Origin of the sequence: Pseudomonas sp. GOM6 (assembly GCF_029537485.1) — a bacterium.
Taxonomy (GTDB): Bacteria; Pseudomonadota; Gammaproteobacteria; order Pseudomonadales; family Pseudomonadaceae; genus Aquipseudomonas.
In genome coordinates this window covers 67,950-86,096 of record NZ_JARPUS010000012.1, presented here as the reverse complement: position 1 = coordinate 86,096, position 18,147 = coordinate 67,950, and the positions used below count along the sequence as shown (strand labels likewise).

Below are 18,147 nucleotides of genomic sequence, written 5' to 3'. Positions count from 1 at the left end.
CGCTCAGCCCCTCCTACAAGCGACATCTGCAGCATTGTGTTCAGCATCGCGGAATCTGCAACGTCAGGGACACGGTTGGCGCTTGTGGCGAGACCAACTGCTCGTTGGCGTACAGCGCATCGAGCAGGGCCTGGTCGACCTCGCCGGCCGGGCGATCAAAGGCGATCTGCCCGTTGCGCACGCCGACGATGCGCGGGAAGTGCGCCAGGGCCAGATCCACCGCATGCAGGCTGGCGACCAGGGTGACCCGGTTGGCTTCGGCATGCCGGCACAGTACGGCGAGGGTGTGGTCGGCCAGCACCGGGTCCATCGCCGAGACCGGCTCGTCGGCCAGCAGCAGCTCGGGGTTCTGGTACAGCGCACGGGCGATGCCGACCCGCTGCAGCTGGCCGCCGGAAAGCTGCTGGCACTGGGCGAACAGCTTGTCGGCCAGGTCCAGGTGGGCGAGCACGGTGCGGGCGCCGGGGATATCGACGGGGTGCAGCAGGTTGAGCAGGCTCCTGCCCAGGCCCCACTGACCGAGTTTGCCTGCCAGTACGGCGGTGACCACCCGTTGCCGTGGCGGCAGCGGCGGTGCCTGGTGGATCAGACCGATGCGCGTGCGCAGGCGTTGGCGGGCGCGGGCGCCGAGTTGCCAGGGCTGCTCATCGAGCAGTTCGACACTGCCGGCGCTGGGTGGCAGGGCGCTTGCCAGCAGGTTGAGCAGGCTGGATTTACCCGCGCCGGACGGGCCGATGATGGCGACCCGTTCGCCGCTGGCAATGGCCAGGTCCACGCCGCGCAGGGCGTGGACTCCGTTAGCGTGCTGCAGCTGCGCCTGGGTCAGGCGCAGGCTCATTTCAGCAGGTCGGCGGCGCGGGCGGCGTCCTCGATGCCCTTGTAGTTCTCGGGTTGGGTCTCGATGAAGCGCGAGGCGGCCTGCAGGTCGAGGATCGCCTTGTGTTCCGGGTTGGCCGGGTCGAGGGCGAGGAAGGCGGTCTTGATCTTGGCAGTCAGGGCCGGATCGAGGGTGCCGCGCACGGTCCAGTTGTAGTCGTAGTAGGCCGGGGTGGTGGCGAAGACCTTGACCTTGGCGGTGTCGACCTTGCCGGCGGCGACCAGCTTGTCCCACACGCTGGCGTTGAGCACGCCGCCGTCGACCTTGCCGGCCTGCACCCAGGCAGCGGTGGCGTCATGCGCGCCGGAGTAGCCGACGCGGCTGAAGAAGGCTTCCGGCTTGATGCCGTCCTGCAGCATGAAGTAACGCGGCATCAGGCTGCCGGACGTGGAGGACACCGAGCCGAAGGCGAAGCTCTTACCTTTCAGGTCGGCCAGCGACTTCACGTTGGCGTCGGCGGTGATGAACTTGCTGGTGAACTGGGCGTCCTGCTCGCGCTGTACCAGCGGGATGGCATTGCCGGTCTTCAGGCGTACCTGAACGAAGGTGAAACCGCCCAGCCAGGCCAGGTCGATGCGGTCGGTGGCCAGGGCCTCGACCACGGCCGGGTAGTCGGCGACCGGGACGAACTCGACTTTCATGCCCAGTTCCTGCTCCAGGTAGGCACCCAGCGGCTTGAACTTGCGCAGCAGTTCGGTGGGGGCCTCGTCGGGGATGGCGCTGACTTTCAGCACCTCGGCGGCCTGGGTCAGGGTGGCGGACAGGGACAGGGCAAAGCCGGCGGCGAGCGCCAGGGTACGCTTGAGCATGAAGATTCTCCGGTTCAATAGCGGAAAAGGTTCAGCGTCGACCCGCGTGGCGGCCGGCGCATGGAGGTGAGAGGGGGCGATTATACGGGGGGCGAGCATAAAGAGTAGCTTTGCTAGAATCCGCCGCCTGTTTTGTGCAATTGCCAAGAGACTGCAATGAGCGAGCCGATCCGTTTGACCCAGTACAGCCACGGCGCCGGCTGCGGCTGCAAGATTTCTCCCAAGGTGCTGGAGGTGATCCTGGCCGGCAGCGGCGCGCAGAACCTCGACCCGAAACTCTGGGTCGGCAATGCTTCTAAAGACGACGCGGCGGTTTATGCCCTCGACGACGAGCGCGGCGTGGTCTCCACCACCGACTTCTTTATGCCCATCGTCGACGATCCCTACGATTTCGGCCGTATCGCCGCGACCAACGCGATCAGCGACATCTACGCCATGGGTGGCGACCCGCTGATGGCCATCGCCATCCTCGGCTGGCCGGTCAACGTCCTGCCGCCGGAAGTGGCGCGTGAAGTGATTCGTGGCGGCCGCGCGGTGTGCGACGCCGCCGGCATCCCGCTGGCAGGCGGCCATTCCATCGACGCGCCGGAGCCGATCTTCGGTCTGGCCGTGACCGGCGTGGTGCAGAAAACGCACATGAAGCGCAACGACACCGCCAGCGCCGGCTGCAAGCTGTACCTGAGCAAGCCGCTAGGCATCGGCATCCTCACCACCGCCGAGAAGAAGGCCAAGCTGCGCGCGCAGGACGTGGGCCTGGCGCGCGACTGGATGTGCACCCTGAACAAGCCCGGCAGTCGTTTCGGCAAATTGGCCGGTGTGCGGGCGATGACCGATGTCACCGGCTTCGGTCTGCTCGGCCATCTGGTCGAAATGGCCGACGGTGCCAACCTCACGGCTCAGCTCGACTACGCCGCCGTGCCGCGCCTGCCCGGTGTCGACTATTACCTCGCCGAGGGCTGTGTGCCCGGCGGCACCCTGCGCAACTTCGACAGCTACGGCGAGAAGATCGCGCCGATTTCCGAGGCGCAGCGCGACCTGCTCTGCGACCCGCAGACCAGCGGGGGTCTGCTGATTGCCGTCAGCCCCGAAGGTGAAGCCGAGTTCCTGGCGGTGGCCGCCGAGCTGGGGCTGAATCTGGCCCCGATTGGTCAGCTGGTCGAGCGACAGACCTACGCGGTCGAGGTGCTGTGATGCGCGACAACACCGCCGACTACCGCGAGATTTTCCTGGGCGACCTGCCGATGATGGATATGCGCGCCCCGGTGGAATTCACCAAGGGCGCCTTCCCCAACGCCATCAGCCTGCCGCTGATGACCGACATCGAACGGCAGAAGGTCGGCACCTGCTACAAACAGAAGGGCCAGCAGGCGGCCATCGAACTGGGTCACCAGCTGGTGTCGGGCAAGGTCAAGGCCGAGCGGGTCGAGGCCTGGGCGGCCTTCGCCAGGGCCAACCCGAACGGCTACCTGTACTGCTTCCGTGGCGGCCTGCGCTCGCAGATCGTCCAGCAGTGGCTCAAGGACGCCGGCATCGACTACCCACGGGTGATCGGCGGCTACAAGGCCATGCGGACTTTCCTGATCGAGACGCTGGACAGCGCGGTGGCCGAGTGCGACTTCGTCATCGTCGGCGGCATGACCGGCACCGGCAAGACCGAGGTGATCGCCGCGCTGGACAACAGCATCGACCTGGAAGGCCACGCCAACCACCGAGGCTCCAGCTTTGGCAAGCGCGCCACCGGCCAGCCGGCGCAGATCGACTTCGAGAACCGCCTGGCCATCGACCTGCTCAAGCGCCGCGCGCGCGGCCAGCAGCAGTTCGTGCTGGAGGACGAGAGCCGCCTGATCGGCACCTGTTCGCTGCCGTTGCCGCTGCACCAGGGCATGCAGCAGTACCCGCTGGTGTGGCTGGAGGACAGCGTCGAAGGCCGTGTCGAGCGCATCCTCAAGGACTACGTGATCGACCTGGCCGCCGAGTTTATCGGCGAGCATGGCGAGGAGAGCGGTTTCAGCCTGTTCGCCCAGCGCATGCTGCAGAGTATGGATAATATCCAGCGGCGCCTGGGTGGTGAACGCCACGCGCGCCTGCGCGCGATACTGGCGCAGGCGCTGGAGGAGCAGGAACGCAGCGGCGTGGTGGATACCCACCGTGGTTGGATCGAAGGTCTGCTGCGCGAATACTACGATCCCATGTACGTCTTCCAGCGCGAGAGCAAGGCCTCGCGTATCGAGTTTGCCGGTGAGCAGGAGGCCGTGCTGGCCTACCTGCGCGAAAGGAGCAAGGCATGAAACTGAAAGACCACCCCGACGCCCTGGACTGCACCCTGTACCGTCCGGACGAGAACGATCCGGACGCCGAGGAGCTGGAGCTGGGCGACGGCCATGTGCTGTTCGAAGGCGCCTTCGAGGCGCCGGCCGAGTGGGATGCAGTCGAGCGTGACGACTACTTCGACGGCAGCGATCCGGCGCTGTTTTTCAACGCCCGTATCGAAAGCCCGGCCAAGGCCGACAGCAACGACTTTTTCATTGCCGAGCCAGGTGACTACCTGGCGGTGATGCGCGGCATGAAAGTAGAGATGTATTACGTCTACGATCGTGCCGACAGCAGCTATGTGCTGATTCGCGACGATCAGCTGGATTGAGCGCTGAGTCTTGACCAGATGCTTTTATCCGCTCGCGGGTAATCGCGGCTGAAGCCGCTCCCACAGTGAATGCCTGGGCTTTCGTGGGAGCGGCTTCAGCCGCGAAAGGTGCCTGCAGGCCGTTAGCCCGGATGCAATCCGGGGTTTATTCGGCTCGTGTTTTCCCGGATTTCATCCGGGCTACATTTCCAGCTAAACGCCGCCCGAGGGCGGCGTTTTCGTTCAGGCCTGGCACACCCTGGCGATGGCACCGGCCAGGTAGTCCAGGCGCGCCTCGCTCATGCCCGCCACGCTGGCGCGCCCGCTACTGACCAGATACACGCTGAACTCCGTGCGCAGCCGCGCCACCTGCTCGGCGCTGAGGCCGGTGTAGGAGAACATGCCGCGCTGCTCGGCGATGTGTGCGAAGCGCTCGGCCAGGCCATGCGGGCGCAGGGCTTCGACCAGGCCGCTGCGCAGGCTGGCCACGCGCTGGCGCATGCCTTCCACTTCTGCGCTCCACAGTGCCTTTAGCTCGGCATCGCCGAGTATCTCGGCCACCACCGCCGCGCCGTGGGCCGGCGGCGTCGACCATAAGCCACGGGCCAGCAGGGCTAGCTGGCTGCGCACGGCAGCCAGTCTGCCGGCGCTGTCGGCGCGCACGATCAGGGCGCCGGTGCGCTCGCGATAGAGGCCGAAGTTCTTCGAGCAGGAGCTGGTGACCAGCAGTTCCGGCAGCTCGTTGGCGAACAGGCGCACCGCCCAGGCGTCTTGCTCCAGGCTGTCGCCGAAGCCCTGGTAGGCGAAGTCGATCAGCGGCAGCAGTTCGCGGGCCTTGACCACGTCCAGCACGCGTTGCCAGTCGGCAGTGCCGAGGTCGAAGCCGGTCGGGTTGTGGCAGCAGGCGTGCAGCAGCACCACGTCACCGGCCGGAATACGCTGCAGGGCTTCGAGCATGGCGTCCACGTGCAGGCGGTTGTCGGCACCGACATAGGGATAGTGCTCGACACGCAGGCCGCAGGCGGCGAACAGGGTTTCGTGGATCGGCCAGGTCGGGTCGCTCAACCAGATGCTGCGTCCCGGCAGATTCCTGGCGATAAACTCGCCGGCCAGTCGCAGGGCACCGGTGCCGCCAGGAGTCTGGGTAGCGCCGGCCAGGCCGTCGCGCAGCAGCGCCGAATCCGTGCCCAGCACCAGCTGCAGCAGGCGCTCGCCGAATTCGGCGGCGCCGTGGCCACCGATATAGGTCTTGGTCTGTTCGGTTTCCAGCAGGCGCTGCTCGGCCAGCTTCACTGCACGGGGGATGGGTGTCAGGCCGCTGGCGTCCTTGTACACGCCGACGCCCAGATCCAGCTTGGCCGGATTGGGATCGGCGCGGTAGGCGTCGAGCAGGCCGAGAATCGGATCGCCCGGTACCTGGGCAATAGCGCTGAAGTGGCTCACTTGCGCCCCTCGGCGGCATTGGCCAGCACATCGGTGCGCGCGGCCATGATGAAGTCGTTGCGGTGCAGGCCCTTCATCTCGTGGCTCCACCAGGTCACGGTGACCTTGCCCCACTCGGTGAGCAGCGCCGGGTGGTGGCCGACTTCCTCGGCGATGGCGCCGACTGCGTTGGTGAAGGCCAGGGCGTGGCGGAAGTTCTTGAACAGGTACTGGCGCTCCAGTTCCATGTGGCCGTCACGCACCTCGATATTCCAGTCGGGAATTTCGCGGATCAGGCTGGCCAGTTCTTCCTCAGAGACATGGGGCGCATCGGCGCGGCAGGCTTCGCATTGGGCTTGGGCGAGGCTGGTCATATCGGGCTCCTGATGTGGTTGTGGTGTGCAAGGTGTTCCCTCTCCCATGAATGGGAGAGGGGAGGATAGTTCTACGCCGCTTTCGGCGGGAATTTCGGTGCGTGCAGGCCGAGGCTCATGGCCTGCTGCACCAGACCCATGATGTCCTCGTGGGCCAGATCGAACAGGCGCCTGAGCTCCGGCAGCACGAAGTACAGCGGCTGCAGGATGTCGATGCGATAGGGCGTGCGCATGGCTTCCAGTGGGTCGAAAGCCTGGTGCTCCGGCTCGTTGGACAGCGAGTAGACCGTCTCCTTGGGCGAGGAGAGGATGCCGCCGCCGTAGATGCGCCGACCCTGTGGGGTGTCGACCAGGCCGAATTCGATGGTCATCCAGTACAGCCGCGCCAGGTACACGCGCTGTTCCTTGCTCGCGGCCAGGCCGAGCTGGCCGTAGGTGTGGGTGAATTCGGCGAACCAGGGATTGGTCAGCAGCGGGCAGTGGCCGAAGATCTCGTGGAAGATGTCCGGCTCCTGCAGGTAGTCCAGCTCTTCCGGGGTGCGGATAAAGGTGGCGACCGGGAAGCGCTTGCTGGCCAGCAGTTCGAAGAAGGTCTGGAAGGGAATCAGCGCCGGCACCTGGGCCACGCTCCAGCCGGTGGTGGCGCCGAGTACCTTGTTGATCTCGCCGAGCTGGGGGATGCGGTCAACAGGCAGGGCAAGCTGCTCGATACCGTCGAAGTACTCCTGGCAGGCGCGGCCCTCCAGCACCTTCATCTGCCGGGTGATCAGGGTGTTCCACACCTGATGCTCGGTGTCCGAGTAGTGGATGAAGCCGTTTTCGTCCGCTTGCCGGGCCACGTACTGCGTGGTTTTCATCGACCTGCCTCCTCATCTGCGCCGGGTGCGCGGAGTGTTGTTGTTGGCCTCTAGCAGTACCGCAAACGGCGCTCGGTTACAGGCGGCTGCAGGTCTATGTCGGTCCGTGGCGGTCTGCTTGTGTGTAAATAAATGATTACGATGCTGCGCGAACGAAGCGCAGTCGATGGTTTCAAAACGCAGGCTGTAACGTATTGCTTACGGTTGATTGTGCGTATTCGCGAATAGATCGGCGTCTCTGGGCAGCTCATCCGGCTGCCATGAAGCGCACTGCAGCGGCCATTTCATGGCCTTTCAGGGCTATTCAGGGTTTTTCACAGCGCCGCCAACGCCGCCCATGCGTCAATTCCCTCAACCCGGATGACCGAGCCCGACGCTCGGCCCACCCACCAGAGGGAAGCCCCCCATGAGCCTCGACACACTCAGTAAATGGCTGGCCGCCGGCATGCTGCTGATCGGCACGCTGTGCCTGGGCAGCGTCTGGTATGCCGACCAGCATTACCGGCAGAGCCAGGCGGTGGCGCAGCAGCGCTTCGAGGTGACCAGCCTGAGTGCGCAGCTGTTCAGCGACAAACGTCGCCTGACCCAGTTCGCCCGCCTGTACGTCGGCTCGGGGGATGAAGCCTACCGTGAGCAGTATCGCCAGCTGCGGGAGGGCGAGCTGTTCGCCAAGGCGCTGGGTCAGTTGCAGGCCAAGGCGCTGCTGCCCACGGAGCAGGGGCTGTTGCAGCGTGCCGCGAAGCTCAACGCCGAGCAGATCGAGATCGAGGGGCGGGCCATGGCCGAGCGTCTGGCTGATGGACGCAGCGCGCGTCTGGAACAGACCGACTATGTGCGCAGCGAGCTGCAGATCACCGCGCTGCTGGACGAGATACGCAGCCGCATCTTCACCCGCCAGAATCGCCTGGTCGAAGCGTCCATCGCCAAGGCCGAGTCCGCTCAGTTGCTGGCGGCAGTCATGCTCGGGCTGGCGGTAGCCTATGTGCTGCTGGCGATGCTGCTGTTCGTGCGCCGTGGCTTGCTCATGCCGCTGCGGGTGCTGACTGCGCAAACCCAGCGCCTGCAGGCAGGCAAGTCGCTCGGACGTATCAGCGGCTGCCAGGCACGCAACGAGCTGGGTGCGCTGGCGAGGGCGCTGGAGGCCTATCGACGGGTCAATCAGCAGATGATTCACCAGCGCTGGGCCAAGGAACGCCTGGGTGAACTGGCCCAGGCGCTGCAGTCCAGCGCCAGCCGTGAAGCCTTTGTGGGGTGTCTGAGCGAGCGTCTGGCCGGCTGGCTGCCGGTCATCCGTATCAGCTTCAGTGAGCAGGAGCCTGAAGTGGCGCGCGGCAGCGCCGACCGCCACTTCCATCTGCCGCTGCTGCATGACGGTCAACAGCAGGGCGTCATCGATATCCATCTGGAACAGCGTCCAAACGCGGCCCAGCTGGAGCTGCTGGACTGCCTGCCCGAGCCGGTCTGTGCCTGGTGGGGGCTGCTGCTGCAGCGCGAGTACACTCAGAACCTGCTGTCCCAGGCCCAACGGCAGACGCAGCAGCTGGAGCGTCAGCAGGACTCGCTGGCGGCCACCGAGAGCTGGTTCCGCGGCATAGTCGAAGCCGCGCCAGACGGCATGCTGGTGTGCAACGAACATGGCCAGATCATCCTGGCCAATATCGAGTGTGAGCGCATCTTCGGCTACCCCAAGGGGCACCTGCTGCTGCAGCATTACAAGGAGATGGTGTCGGCCGAGCAGAGCCAGATGTTCGACGGACTGTTTCAGGGGCTGCACGACAATCCCGAGACGATTCAGGTCGGCGAGTGCATGGCCCGGCGCTTCGATGGCAGCGAGTTCCCCGTCGAGGTCCGCGTGTCGGCGCTGCCCTGGCGTACCGATGAGCGCCAGTCCCTGTGCGTGGTGATCCGCGACCTCAGCCAGAGTCGCGAGTATGAGCGCCACCTGCAGCAGGCTCACGAGCAGCAGCGGGCGATCCTTATGGCGGCGCCTTACGGCATCGCCTTTATCCGCGGTGAACATATCGTGCAGGCCAACTCCAGCCTGCATGAGGTGTTCGGCTATGCCGAGGGCGAATTGCTGCAGCAGTCACCCTTTATCTGGGGCACTGAGGCGCTGACCGAGCAGGAGGTGCTGGACATTCGCCAGCAGCTGCATGATGGCCAGACGTTCCGCCGTGATGTGCAGGTACGACGCAAGGACGGCAGCCTGTTCTGGGCCTCGGTCAGCGCCCGCGCGGTCAGCCCCGGAGATCTCACCCAGGGCTCCATCTGGATTATCAAGGACATCTCCCCGCGCCTGGCGGCCGCTGAAAAAATGCGCGAGGCGCGCGAGCTTGCCGAGAAGGCGGCACGCGTCAAGGCCGCGTTTCTGGCCAACATGAGCCACGAAATTCGCACACCGATGAACGCCATCATCGGCATGACTCACCTGGTGCTGGCCACGGAGTTGGACGAACGCCAGCGTGATTACCTGAGCAAGGTGCAGAGCTCCAGCCATCATCTGCTGGGCATCCTCGACGACATCCTCGACTTCTCCAAGATCGAGGCCGGCAAGCTCAGGCTGGATCAGCAGGACTTCAGCCTCGACCAGTTGCTGCGCGAAGTCACCGGCCTGCTGCAGCCGAAGATCCTGGCCAAGGGCCTGGAGTTGAGTCTGCAGGTGGCGCCACAGGTGCCGGACCAGCTGCACGGCGACCCCCTGCGCCTGCGCCAGATATTGCTCAACTACCTGAGCAATGCGCTGAAGTTCACCGAACATGGGCGTATCGAAGTTGCCGTGGGGTTGCAGACTAGCCGGGCGGGTGAGCTGTGCCTGGAGTTCGCGGTCAGCGACACCGGCATCGGTCTGAGTGCCGATCAGTGCGCTCAGTTGTTCACCAGCTTCCAGCAGGCCGACGCCTCGACGACCCGGCGCTACGGAGGCACCGGCCTTGGTCTGGCCATTGCCAAGCAGCTGGCCACGCTGATGGGCGGCGACGTGGCAGTGCGCAGCGTGCCGGGGCAGGGCAGCACCTTCAGCTTCAGTGCCAGGCTGCAGCCGGCGCGGGCGGCTTTGGGTGACGAGCGCCTGGCCAGCACCGCCTTGGACGGTGAATCTCTCCTGGGCACGCGCTTGCTGCTGGTGGAGGACAACGAGCTGAACCAGCAGGTGGCGGCCGAACTGTTGCGTGCCATGGGCTGCCAGGTGGATATCGCCGGCAACGGTCGCGAGGCCCTGGAGTGCCTGACGCGGCAGCGCTATGCGCTGGTGCTGATGGACATGCAGATGCCGGTGCTCGACGGCCTGGCCGCCACTCGCGAGTTGCGCCGGCGCCCGGAACTGGCCGAGCTGCCGGTGGTGGCGATGACCGCCAATGCCCTGCGCGAGGACCGCGAGGCCTGCCTGGCCGCCGGGATGAACGATTTCATCAGCAAGCCCTTCGAGCCGCAGACCCTTCAGGCCGTGCTGCAGCGCTGGCTCGGCCAGCGCCGGGAGCTGCCGCAGGCAGTGCGGCCGGCCCAGGCCCTGCAGCTGGTGGGGGTGGATGTGGCGGCCGGGCTGCGGCGGGTGCTGGGCAACGAGGCGCTGTATCGGCAACTGCTGGGGCAGTTTCTGGTTGGCCAGGCAGCGTTGCCGGAGCGCCTGGCGCAGGCACTGGAAACAGGTGATCTGGCCCTGGCCAGGCACCTTGCCCACGGCTGCAAAGGCGTGGCCGCCACCCTGGGGGCGGAGGCTGTGGCCCAGGCCGCTGCGGCGCTGGAGCAGCAGTTGCGCGGGTCTGCCACGGCAGCGCAATGCGAGCCGCTGCTGGCGGCCCTGGCTGCGCACCTAGAACCGCTGCTGGAGCAACTGCTGCAGTTGCCGGCCGAGGTGCAGGAGGTGGCCAGTGAGGTCGATGAGCGGCAGCTGCAGCAGGTGTGCACCCAGCTGGGCGAGTTGTTGGCCGATCACGATGCCGATGCGCAACTCTGTTTCGCCACGCATGCGCCCCTGTTGCGGGCAGCCTTTCCGAGCCATGCCGCGCATCTGGCTCAGGCGCTCGATGGCTTCGACTTCGACCATGCCAGGGCCTACCTGAGTGAGGCGCTGGGCGAGCGGCTAAGCCCCGCCGCCTGAGGCTTTCAGAGAAATTCAGCGCGATTCAGCCCTATTCAGAGCAGCTCAAGAGTGGCTGTGGGCTAATGGTTGCAGTCGATTGCGAGGTAACCCGGATGAACCCCAAGGAGCACAAGGCCACCCTGCTGGTGGTCGACGATGTGGCAGCCAACCTGCACCTGATGAGCGAGCTGCTGCGTCCGCACTACCAGCTGCGTGTGGCCTCCAGCGGCGCCAAGGCGCTGGAACTGGCCTGGCGCAATCCGCCGGATCTGGTGTTGCTGGACGTGATGATGCCGGACATGGACGGCTACGAGGTGTGTCGCCAGTTGCAGGCTAACCCGCTGACCTGCGACGTACCGGTGCTGTTTTTGACGGCCAAGGACCAGGCCGAGGATCAGCAGCATGGCCTTGACCTGGGCGCAGTCGATTACCTGAGCAAACCCTTCGAGCCCAACGTGCTGCTGGCACGGGTGCGTAGCCAGCTGCGCCTGAAGATCGCGTCCGATCAGCTGCGTCTGCGCAATGCTCATCTCGACGAGGAAGTGGCGCAGCGCACCCGTGAGCTGCAGGCGGTGCACGATGTCACCATTTTGGCCCTGGCTTCGCTGGCCGAGACCCGCGACAACGAGACCGGCAACCACCTGCGCCGCACCCAGCACTATGTCCGCACGCTGGCGGAAAAGCTCAGCGAACAGCCGCGTTTCGCTGGGCAACTGGACGAGAAAAGCATCGAACTACTGTACAAGTCGGCACCGCTGCACGATATCGGCAAGGTCGGCATTCCCGACCATATCCTGCTCAAGCCGGGGCGTTTCGAGGCGCACGAGTTCGAGGTGATGAAGAACCACCCGCGCCTGGGCTACCAGGCCCTGGTACACGCCGAGGAACTGCTGGGCATGCCAGTGCCTTTCCTGCGCATCGCCAAGGACATTGCCCTGTGTCACCACGAGAAGTGGGACGGCAGCGGCTACCCGCAGGGCCTGCGTGGCGAGGCGATCCCCCTGTGTGCCCGCCTGATGGCGGTGGCGGACGTGTACGACGCGATCATCAGTCGCCGCGTGTACAAGCCGGAAATGCCCCATGAGAAGGCCGTGGCGATCATTCGCGAGGGCAGCGGCTCGCATTTCGACCCTGACGTGGTGGTCGCTTTCCTGGCTCTGCAGGACGAATTCCAGGCCATCAGCCGGCGCTATGCCGATACCGATGAAACCCTGCAGGTCAAGGTCGAGCAGCTGGCTGTCGCACAGCGCCATGTGGCCGCGTCTGCCACTGCCTGACCTAGAGCAGCAACATGATTACCGAGCAGAGTGTGTTTCTCGTCGTCGATGACGCCGACTCCATGCGCAGGATCAACAGCAATCAGCTGAGCCGCCTCGGGGCGCGCCAGATACTGCTGGCCAACAACGGCCTGGAGGCGCGCAAGATCCTCGAAGCGCGCCGGGTCGACGTGATTGTCTCTGACTGGAACATGCCGGTGATGTCCGGGCTCGACCTGCTGCTGTGGGTGCGGGCAAACCAGAAGCTGGCGCATCTGCCGTTCATCATGATTACCGCCGAATGCGAGCGCGAGCAGGTCAAGCAACTGATCACCAGCGGGGTGAGCAGTATCCTGGTCAAACCCTACAACCCCCAGGATCTCGCTCAGCACCTGGCTCGGGCCATGCGCCATCGTCCACAGCCGCAGCTCGCCGTCCAGGCCAAGTCCGAAGCAGCGAGGGTGATGCCCAAGGTGGCACAGCGCCGCCCGACTCTGCTGGTGGTGGACGATATGCCGGACAACCTGAGCCTGATTGCCGGCCTGTTCCGCGAGGACTACCGGGTGCGCGTGGCGCAGGACGGCAGCAAGGCCCTGGCGATCTGCACCTCGGACGATCCGCCAGACTTGCTGCTGCTCGATGTGATGATGCCCAACATGGACGGCTTCGAACTGGCCAGCCAGTTGCGCAGCCACCCGCAGGCCAGCCGGATTCCATTGATCTTCATCACCGCGATGGACGAGCCCGATGCACGGCGCAAGGCCATGGAACTGGGCGCGGTGGAGTTCGTTGGCAAGCCGATCGAGCCCGCTCTGCTGCGCCTGCAGGTCAGCAACCTGCTGCGCCACGTCGAACGGCATTGCCAGGTGCAGGCCGAATACAACGGTTTGCTGGACCTGGCGCGTCTGCGCGACGACGTCGAGCAGATCGTTCGGCATGACCTCAAGGCGCCGCTCAGCGGCATCCTCGGTCTTGCCCGCAGCCTGCTCGAAGGCGGCAACCTGCTGCCCGGACAGGAGCACATGCTGCGATTGCTGGAGGACAGCAGCCAGCAGGTGCTGAGCATGATCGATCTGTCGGCGGTGCTGCACCGCATCGAAACAGGCAGCTTCGAACTGCAGCCGAGCGCAGTGGCACTGCCAGCACTGCTCGCCGGCATGGTGGAGGCCGCTCGCATGACTTATCAGAGCAAGGCGCTGGTGATCGAGCTGGACCTGCCTGACCCGACCTGCAGTGAATCCTTGAGCGCCCTGGGCGAGCGGCGGTTGTGCTACTCGCTGCTCAACAATTTGTTGAAGAACGCCTGCGAGGCCGCCCCCGAGGGTAGTCGCGTGCGCGTGCAACTGCGGGCGGGCGAGCAACTGAACGTACTCATGGAGAACCAGCCGGCCGTGCCGCCGGACTTTCGTCCGCACTTCTTCGACAAGTACAGCAGCCTGGGCAAGAAGAATGGCAGTGGTCTGGGGACCTACTCGGCCCGGCAGTTGGCGCTGGCCCAGGGCGGCAGCCTGGAACTGCAGGTGGACGATGCGCGCAACACCACCCGCCTGCTGCTGGCCTTGCCTCGCCTCGATGCGCTGGATGTCGAGTTCGAGGTGGCTATCTGAGGCCGCTGTGGTTCAGTTGTGCGGCAGGTTCTGTTCACAGAGCAGGGCAACCCCCAGGCCGTTGCCGATCAGCATCCGGTCCGGCCCCAGGCGGCGCACGCTGAAGGTCAGATCGACACCTTCGGTAAACAGAAACAGGCCGAGGCTGGCCAGTTGCTGGCTCTCAAGATTATCGGTCTCGCTCTTGTCGCTGCGCTGTACGTGCAGGAGCAGGCGCTGTCCTTCGCGACGATGGGTGAAGCTGGTGGTGCGATGCAGGTAGCCCAGGGTCTGTCTGGCACTCGCCTCCAGCAGGCGCGAGCTGGATTTGGTATCGCCGTGCCCGTCGCCGCGTAGGTCGAGAGCATGCTGGTGCAGCAACCACTGGCGGCCATCCGCTGTTTCCAACTCCTGCGCCGTGCGGGCACTGCACAATTGGTCGAGCGGCGGATCGTCGCGCTCCACCAGCAGGCCGGCGGCCAGGCTCAGAGCACTGATGGCGAGAAATACCCAGAGTTGCAGGCGCTGCCGGTTAGTCATGGGCCTGTACTCCCAGGCATTGGCTGTCGGGCTTCAGCAGGGCGCCCTGGCACAGCAGATCGAGGCTGCGGTACTGGTCGGCGAAGCGGTAGAGATGCAGGTCCCGCCCGTTCATGCCCAGCGCCTGGGCAAGCTCTCTGGCGCGGCTGGCCAGTTGCTGGTTGTTTGGTTGCAGCGCGCTGGCGGGCATGTCTTCCTGATGGACGCGCACGCCATCAATGTCTTCCACACTGTGTTCGGCGAAGGGGCGTTCGGGCAACGCCGTGGGGCGCAGCAGGCCCGGTAGCAGGAACAGCAGTATCCAGCAGGCGAGGGCGGCCAGGCCCAGCAGCAGCTCGCGCGGCCGCCATCGTGGTGGCGATGCAGCCTGGTTGGCTGGCGCGGGGATAGGCGTGGGGGCTGTCTCGGTCTGTGGCAATAGCGGAGCCGGTGGCGCTGGCTGGTCGAGCTGCTCGACCAGCGATTCACCGAGCTTGTAGCCGATACGCGGTACGGTAACGATCAGCTCATGGTCGGGTTGCAGTTTGTCCAGTGCCACACGCAATTGGCGAATGGTCTGGGCCAGGCTGTTGTCGGTGACCTCCAGGCCGAAGGCGCCCCAGGCTCCGTTCATCAGATCGCGCTTGCTGACGATCTCGCCCCTGGCGTCCAGCAGCTGGGTCAGGCAGCGGCTGGCGATGGCGCCGATGCGCAGCGGCTCTTCCGGGGCCGTGGCGGCGTACAGCACGAAGGCTTCGTTGTCGAAATGGATCAGGCGGTCGATGACGTAGGTGCTCATGCGGCGTCCCTGGTTGCACGAAGTGAGCGATGTGCCGGCTCTAGCAGCGTAGCCTGCATGCCCGGCATAGACCTGTAATGAAAGAGTTACGAATGGCGTCGTGGGTGACGCTTTCTCGATAGTTGCTCTGCTTTTCGTCAGATATTCTTTACGAAAATGGCGGATGCAAATCCGCATCCCCACTACAACAACGAATCAGGGGCATCCCGCGTGCGCATCAAAGTCCACTGCCAGAACCGTGTTGGCATCCTGCGCGATATTCTCGAATTGCTGGTCGACTACGGCATCAACGTCGCCCGTGGTGAAGTGGGCGGCGAGCAGGGCAACGCCATCTACCTGCACTGCCCGAACCTGATCAATCTGCAGTTCCAGGCGCTGCGCCCCAAGCTGGAAGCCATTGCCGGGGTGTTCGGGGTCAAGCGTGTGGGGCTGATGCCCAGTGAGCGGCGCCATCTTGAGCTCAACGCGTTGCTCGGTGCCTTGGATTTTCCGGTGCTGTCCATCGACATGGCCGGCGCCATCGTCGCGGCCAACCGCAGCGCGGCGCAGCTGCTCGGCGTGCGCGTCGACGAGGTGCCGGGCATGGCGCTGTCGCGCTATATCGAGGACTTCGACCTGCCCGAGCTGGTGCGCGCCAACAAGTCGCGGGTCAACGGCCTGCGGGTCAAGGTCAAGGGCGACGTGTTTCTCGCCGATATCGCCCCGCTGCAGGCCGAGCACGACGAGAGCGAGGCGCTGGCCGGCGCCGTGCTCACCCTGCACCGCGCCGACCGGGTTGGCGAGCGCATCTACAACGTGCGCAAGCACGAGCTGCGCGGCTTCGATTCGATCTTCCAGAGCTCGAAAGTGATGGCCGCGGTGGTGCGCGAGGCCCGGCGCATGGCGCCGCTAGACGCCCCGCTGCTGATCGAGGGTGAGACCGGTACCGGCAAGGAGCTGCTGGCGCGCGCCTGCCACCTGGCCAGCCCGCGTGGGCAGTCACCTTTCATGGCGTTGAATTGCGCCGGGCTGCCGGAGTCCATGGCCGAGACCGAGCTGTTCGGCTACGGCCCCGGTGCCTTCGAGGGTGCGCGCCCGGAGGGCAAGCTCGGCCTGCTGGAACTGACCGCCGGCGGGACGTTGTTCCTCGATGGCGTCGGCGAGATGAGCCCGCGCCTGCAGGCCAAGCTGCTGCGCTTTCTGCAGGACGGTTGCTTCCGCCGTGTCGGCAGCGACGAGGAGGTGTATCTGGACGTGCGAGTGATCTGCGCCACCCAGGTCGACTTGTCCGAGCTGTGCGGCAAAGGCGAGTTCCGCCAGGACCTGTATCACCGCCTCAACGTGCTCAGCCTGCACATTCCGCCGCTGCGCGAGTGCCTGGATGGCCTGGCCCCGCTGGTGGAGCACTTCCTCGACTCGGCCAGCCGGCAGATCGGCTGCGCGCTGCCCAAGCTGGCAACCCAGGCCTTCGAGCGCATGGCCCACTACCACTGGCCGGGCAACGTGCGCCAGCTGGAGAACGTGCTGTTCCAGGCTGTGTCGCTGTGCGACGGCGGGCTGGTCAAGGCCGAGCACATCCGCCTGCCGGACTACGGCGCGCCGCAGCCACTCGGGGAGTTCTCCACCGAAGGCGATCTGGACGCCATCCTCGGCCGCTTCGAGAAGGTGGTGCTGGAGCGCCTGTACGCCGAGTATCCGAGCAGCCGCCAGCTGGGCAAGCGCCTCGGGGTGTCGCACACCACCATCGCCAACAAGCTGCGTCAGTACGGGCTGGGGCGGGACTGAGGGTCTGCTGGGGGATGCGCGGTTCACGGATCAGCCCCATTTGTTCTCCGCGCACCTTGTGCGGAGGGCGACATTCCCGATCATTTTTGCGTCCACTTCTGCCTGACTGACGCCCAGCCGGCTGCACCGGCATAGGGCGTCTGTGTGTGTTTGCCAGACCTGGCGGCGCCTTGCCACTGCTGCATTTCGGCGCACTCTGCGATGGCCTGGGGCATGTCTTTCACATAGTTCTAAGCTATGTATTAGATTTCAAAGATACATTTGAACAATGCGAAAGGCGGACGGATTCTAGCCCGCAGACAGGCCGCACACCCCGCCAACAGCAGGCCGGGCCTGTACCTCACCGTCCATTGCCCTAGAGGAAAACAACATGAACAAGACTCTATGCTCCCTGCTGCTGGCTGCCTCGGCCATTCTGCCAACCACCGCCGCGCTGGCCAGCGAAGGCCAGACCCTGCGCATCGCCACTGAGGGTGCCTATCCACCCTTCAACTTCTTCACCGCAGACGGCCAGCTGGGCGGTTTCGATATCGATATCGGCAATGCCCTGTGCGCGCAGATGAAAGCCAAGTGTCAGTTCGTCGCGCAGGACTGGGACGGCATCATCCCGGCGCTGCTGGCCGACAAGTACGACCTGATCATCGCCTCCATGTTCATCACCGAGGAGCGCAAGCAGAAGGTCGCCTTCACCGCGCCCTACCAGAAGTCGGCGATGACCTTCGTGGTGCCCAAGGACTCGGACCTCAAGGACTTCTCGCCCCAGGGCCTGGCCGGCAAGACCATCGGCGCGCAAGGCTCGACCACCCAGGGTGACTACCTCTCGGCGATGTTCCCGGACTCCGACGTGCGCCTGTACCCGACTCAGGATGCGGTCAACCTCGACCTGGCTTCCGGCCGCCTCGACGCCCAGGTCGGCGACATGATCCCGATGCTGGAATGGACCTCCAAGACCGAGGACGGCGCCTGCTGCGTGCTCGCCGGTGCGCCGATCAGCGAGGCCAAGTACGTGGGCGAGGGCGTCGGCATCGCCCTGCGCAAGGAAGACGCGGCGCTACGTGACGAGCTGAACGAGGCCCTGGCCGCGATCATTGCCGATGGCACCTACAAGGCCATCAACGACAAGTACTTCTCGGTCAACCTGCTGACCTTGCAGAAGTAAACCGTCGCCTAGCTGTCCCTGGCCTGC

At 65.3% G+C, this 18,147-nt stretch carries 15 protein-coding genes; 8 read left to right on the top strand and 7 right to left on the bottom strand.

Features of this window, described 5'->3' with window-relative positions; genetic code table 11:
* Positions 1-40: 40 nt before the first annotated feature.
* Together P7A97_RS14970 and P7A97_RS14965 are read right to left on the bottom strand one after the other, a co-directional pair.
* Positions 41-838 (bottom strand): ATP-binding cassette domain-containing protein, encoded by a 798-nt coding sequence (locus P7A97_RS14970; RefSeq protein WP_277690766.1) that lies wholly within the window; start codon positions 836-838, stop codon positions 41-43.
* On the bottom strand, positions 835-1,686 hold the full coding sequence (locus P7A97_RS14965) for a putative selenate ABC transporter substrate-binding protein (RefSeq protein WP_277690765.1): 852 nt from the start codon (positions 1,684-1,686) through the stop codon (positions 835-837). Before P7A97_RS14965 ends, P7A97_RS14970 begins: the two co-directional genes overlap by 4 nt.
* Before the next feature lie 156 nt (positions 1,687-1,842).
* On the opposite strand from P7A97_RS14965, the gene selD reads away from it, so the two are divergent.
* From selD to P7A97_RS14950, 3 genes are read left to right on the top strand one after another with little or no spacing between them, the layout of a single operon-like run.
* On the top strand, positions 1,843-2,877 hold the full coding sequence (selD, locus tag P7A97_RS14960) for a selenide, water dikinase SelD (RefSeq protein WP_277690763.1): 1,035 nt from the start codon (positions 1,843-1,845) through the stop codon (positions 2,875-2,877).
* Complete coding sequence (gene mnmH / locus P7A97_RS14955; RefSeq protein WP_277690761.1) at positions 2,877-3,974, top strand: tRNA 2-selenouridine(34) synthase MnmH; 1,098 nt, start codon at positions 2,877-2,879, stop codon at positions 3,972-3,974. The genes selD and mnmH overlap by 1 nt, the downstream gene beginning before the upstream one ends.
* Positions 3,971-4,327 carry a hypothetical protein gene (locus P7A97_RS14950; protein ID WP_277690759.1) on the top strand — a complete coding sequence of 119 codons (357 nt, stop codon included), beginning with the start codon at positions 3,971-3,973 and terminating at the stop codon, positions 4,325-4,327. Before mnmH ends, P7A97_RS14950 begins: the two co-directional genes overlap by 4 nt.
* Positions 4,328-4,549: 222 nt before the next feature.
* On the opposite strand, the gene P7A97_RS14945 is transcribed toward P7A97_RS14950, so the two are convergent.
* The 3 genes from P7A97_RS14945 to phhA form a co-directional block, all read right to left on the bottom strand.
* Positions 4,550-5,749: an amino acid aminotransferase gene (locus P7A97_RS14945; protein ID WP_277690758.1), complete on the bottom strand. Its 1,200-nt coding sequence runs from the start codon at positions 5,747-5,749 to the stop codon at positions 4,550-4,552.
* Entirely contained in the window at positions 5,746-6,102 is a 357-nt protein-coding gene (locus P7A97_RS14940; RefSeq protein WP_068828390.1) for a 4a-hydroxytetrahydrobiopterin dehydratase, read from the bottom strand. Before P7A97_RS14940 ends, P7A97_RS14945 begins: the two co-directional genes overlap by 4 nt.
* 71 nt (positions 6,103-6,173) lie before the next feature.
* Complete coding sequence (gene phhA / locus P7A97_RS14935; RefSeq protein ID WP_277690756.1) at positions 6,174-6,959, bottom strand: phenylalanine 4-monooxygenase; 786 nt, start codon at positions 6,957-6,959, stop codon at positions 6,174-6,176.
* 406 nt (positions 6,960-7,365) lie between these two features.
* On the opposite strand from phhA, the gene P7A97_RS14930 reads away from it, so the two are divergent.
* The 3 genes from P7A97_RS14930 (at position 7,366) to P7A97_RS14920 (ending at position 13,900) form a co-directional block, all read left to right on the top strand.
* Positions 7,366-11,055, top strand: coding sequence for a PAS domain S-box protein (locus P7A97_RS14930; RefSeq protein WP_277690755.1), 3,690 nt, complete (start codon positions 7,366-7,368; stop codon positions 11,053-11,055).
* A gap of 95 nt (positions 11,056-11,150) precedes the next feature.
* Positions 11,151-12,314: a two-component system response regulator gene (locus P7A97_RS14925; RefSeq protein ID WP_277690754.1), complete on the top strand. Its 1,164-nt coding sequence runs from the start codon at positions 11,151-11,153 to the stop codon at positions 12,312-12,314.
* A gap of 14 nt (positions 12,315-12,328) precedes the next feature.
* Complete coding sequence (locus tag P7A97_RS14920) at positions 12,329-13,900, top strand: response regulator (RefSeq protein WP_277690752.1); 1,572 nt, start codon at positions 12,329-12,331, stop codon at positions 13,898-13,900.
* Between the two features lie 12 nt (positions 13,901-13,912).
* Here P7A97_RS14920 and P7A97_RS14915 read toward each other — a convergent pair whose 3' ends face one another.
* Positions 13,913-14,419: a hypothetical protein gene (locus P7A97_RS14915; protein ID WP_277690751.1), complete on the bottom strand. Its 507-nt coding sequence runs from the start codon at positions 14,417-14,419 to the stop codon at positions 13,913-13,915.
* A complete protein-coding gene (locus tag P7A97_RS14910; protein ID WP_277690750.1) occupies positions 14,412-15,197 on the bottom strand; it encodes a winged helix-turn-helix domain-containing protein in 786 nt (261 codons plus the stop codon). The genes P7A97_RS14915 and P7A97_RS14910 overlap by 8 nt, the downstream gene beginning before the upstream one ends.
* A gap of 210 nt (positions 15,198-15,407) precedes the next feature.
* On the opposite strand from P7A97_RS14910, the gene P7A97_RS14905 reads away from it, so the two are divergent.
* The gene (locus tag P7A97_RS14905) at positions 15,408-16,961 is read left to right on the top strand and encodes a sigma-54-dependent transcriptional regulator (RefSeq protein ID WP_277690749.1); all 1,554 of its coding nucleotides are present in this window, start codon (positions 15,408-15,410) and stop codon (positions 16,959-16,961) included.
* Between the two features lie 370 nt (positions 16,962-17,331).
* Entirely contained in the window at positions 17,332-18,120 is a 789-nt protein-coding gene (locus P7A97_RS14900) for an ABC transporter substrate-binding protein (protein ID WP_277690747.1), read from the top strand.
* Positions 18,121-18,147 lie beyond the last annotated feature (27 nt).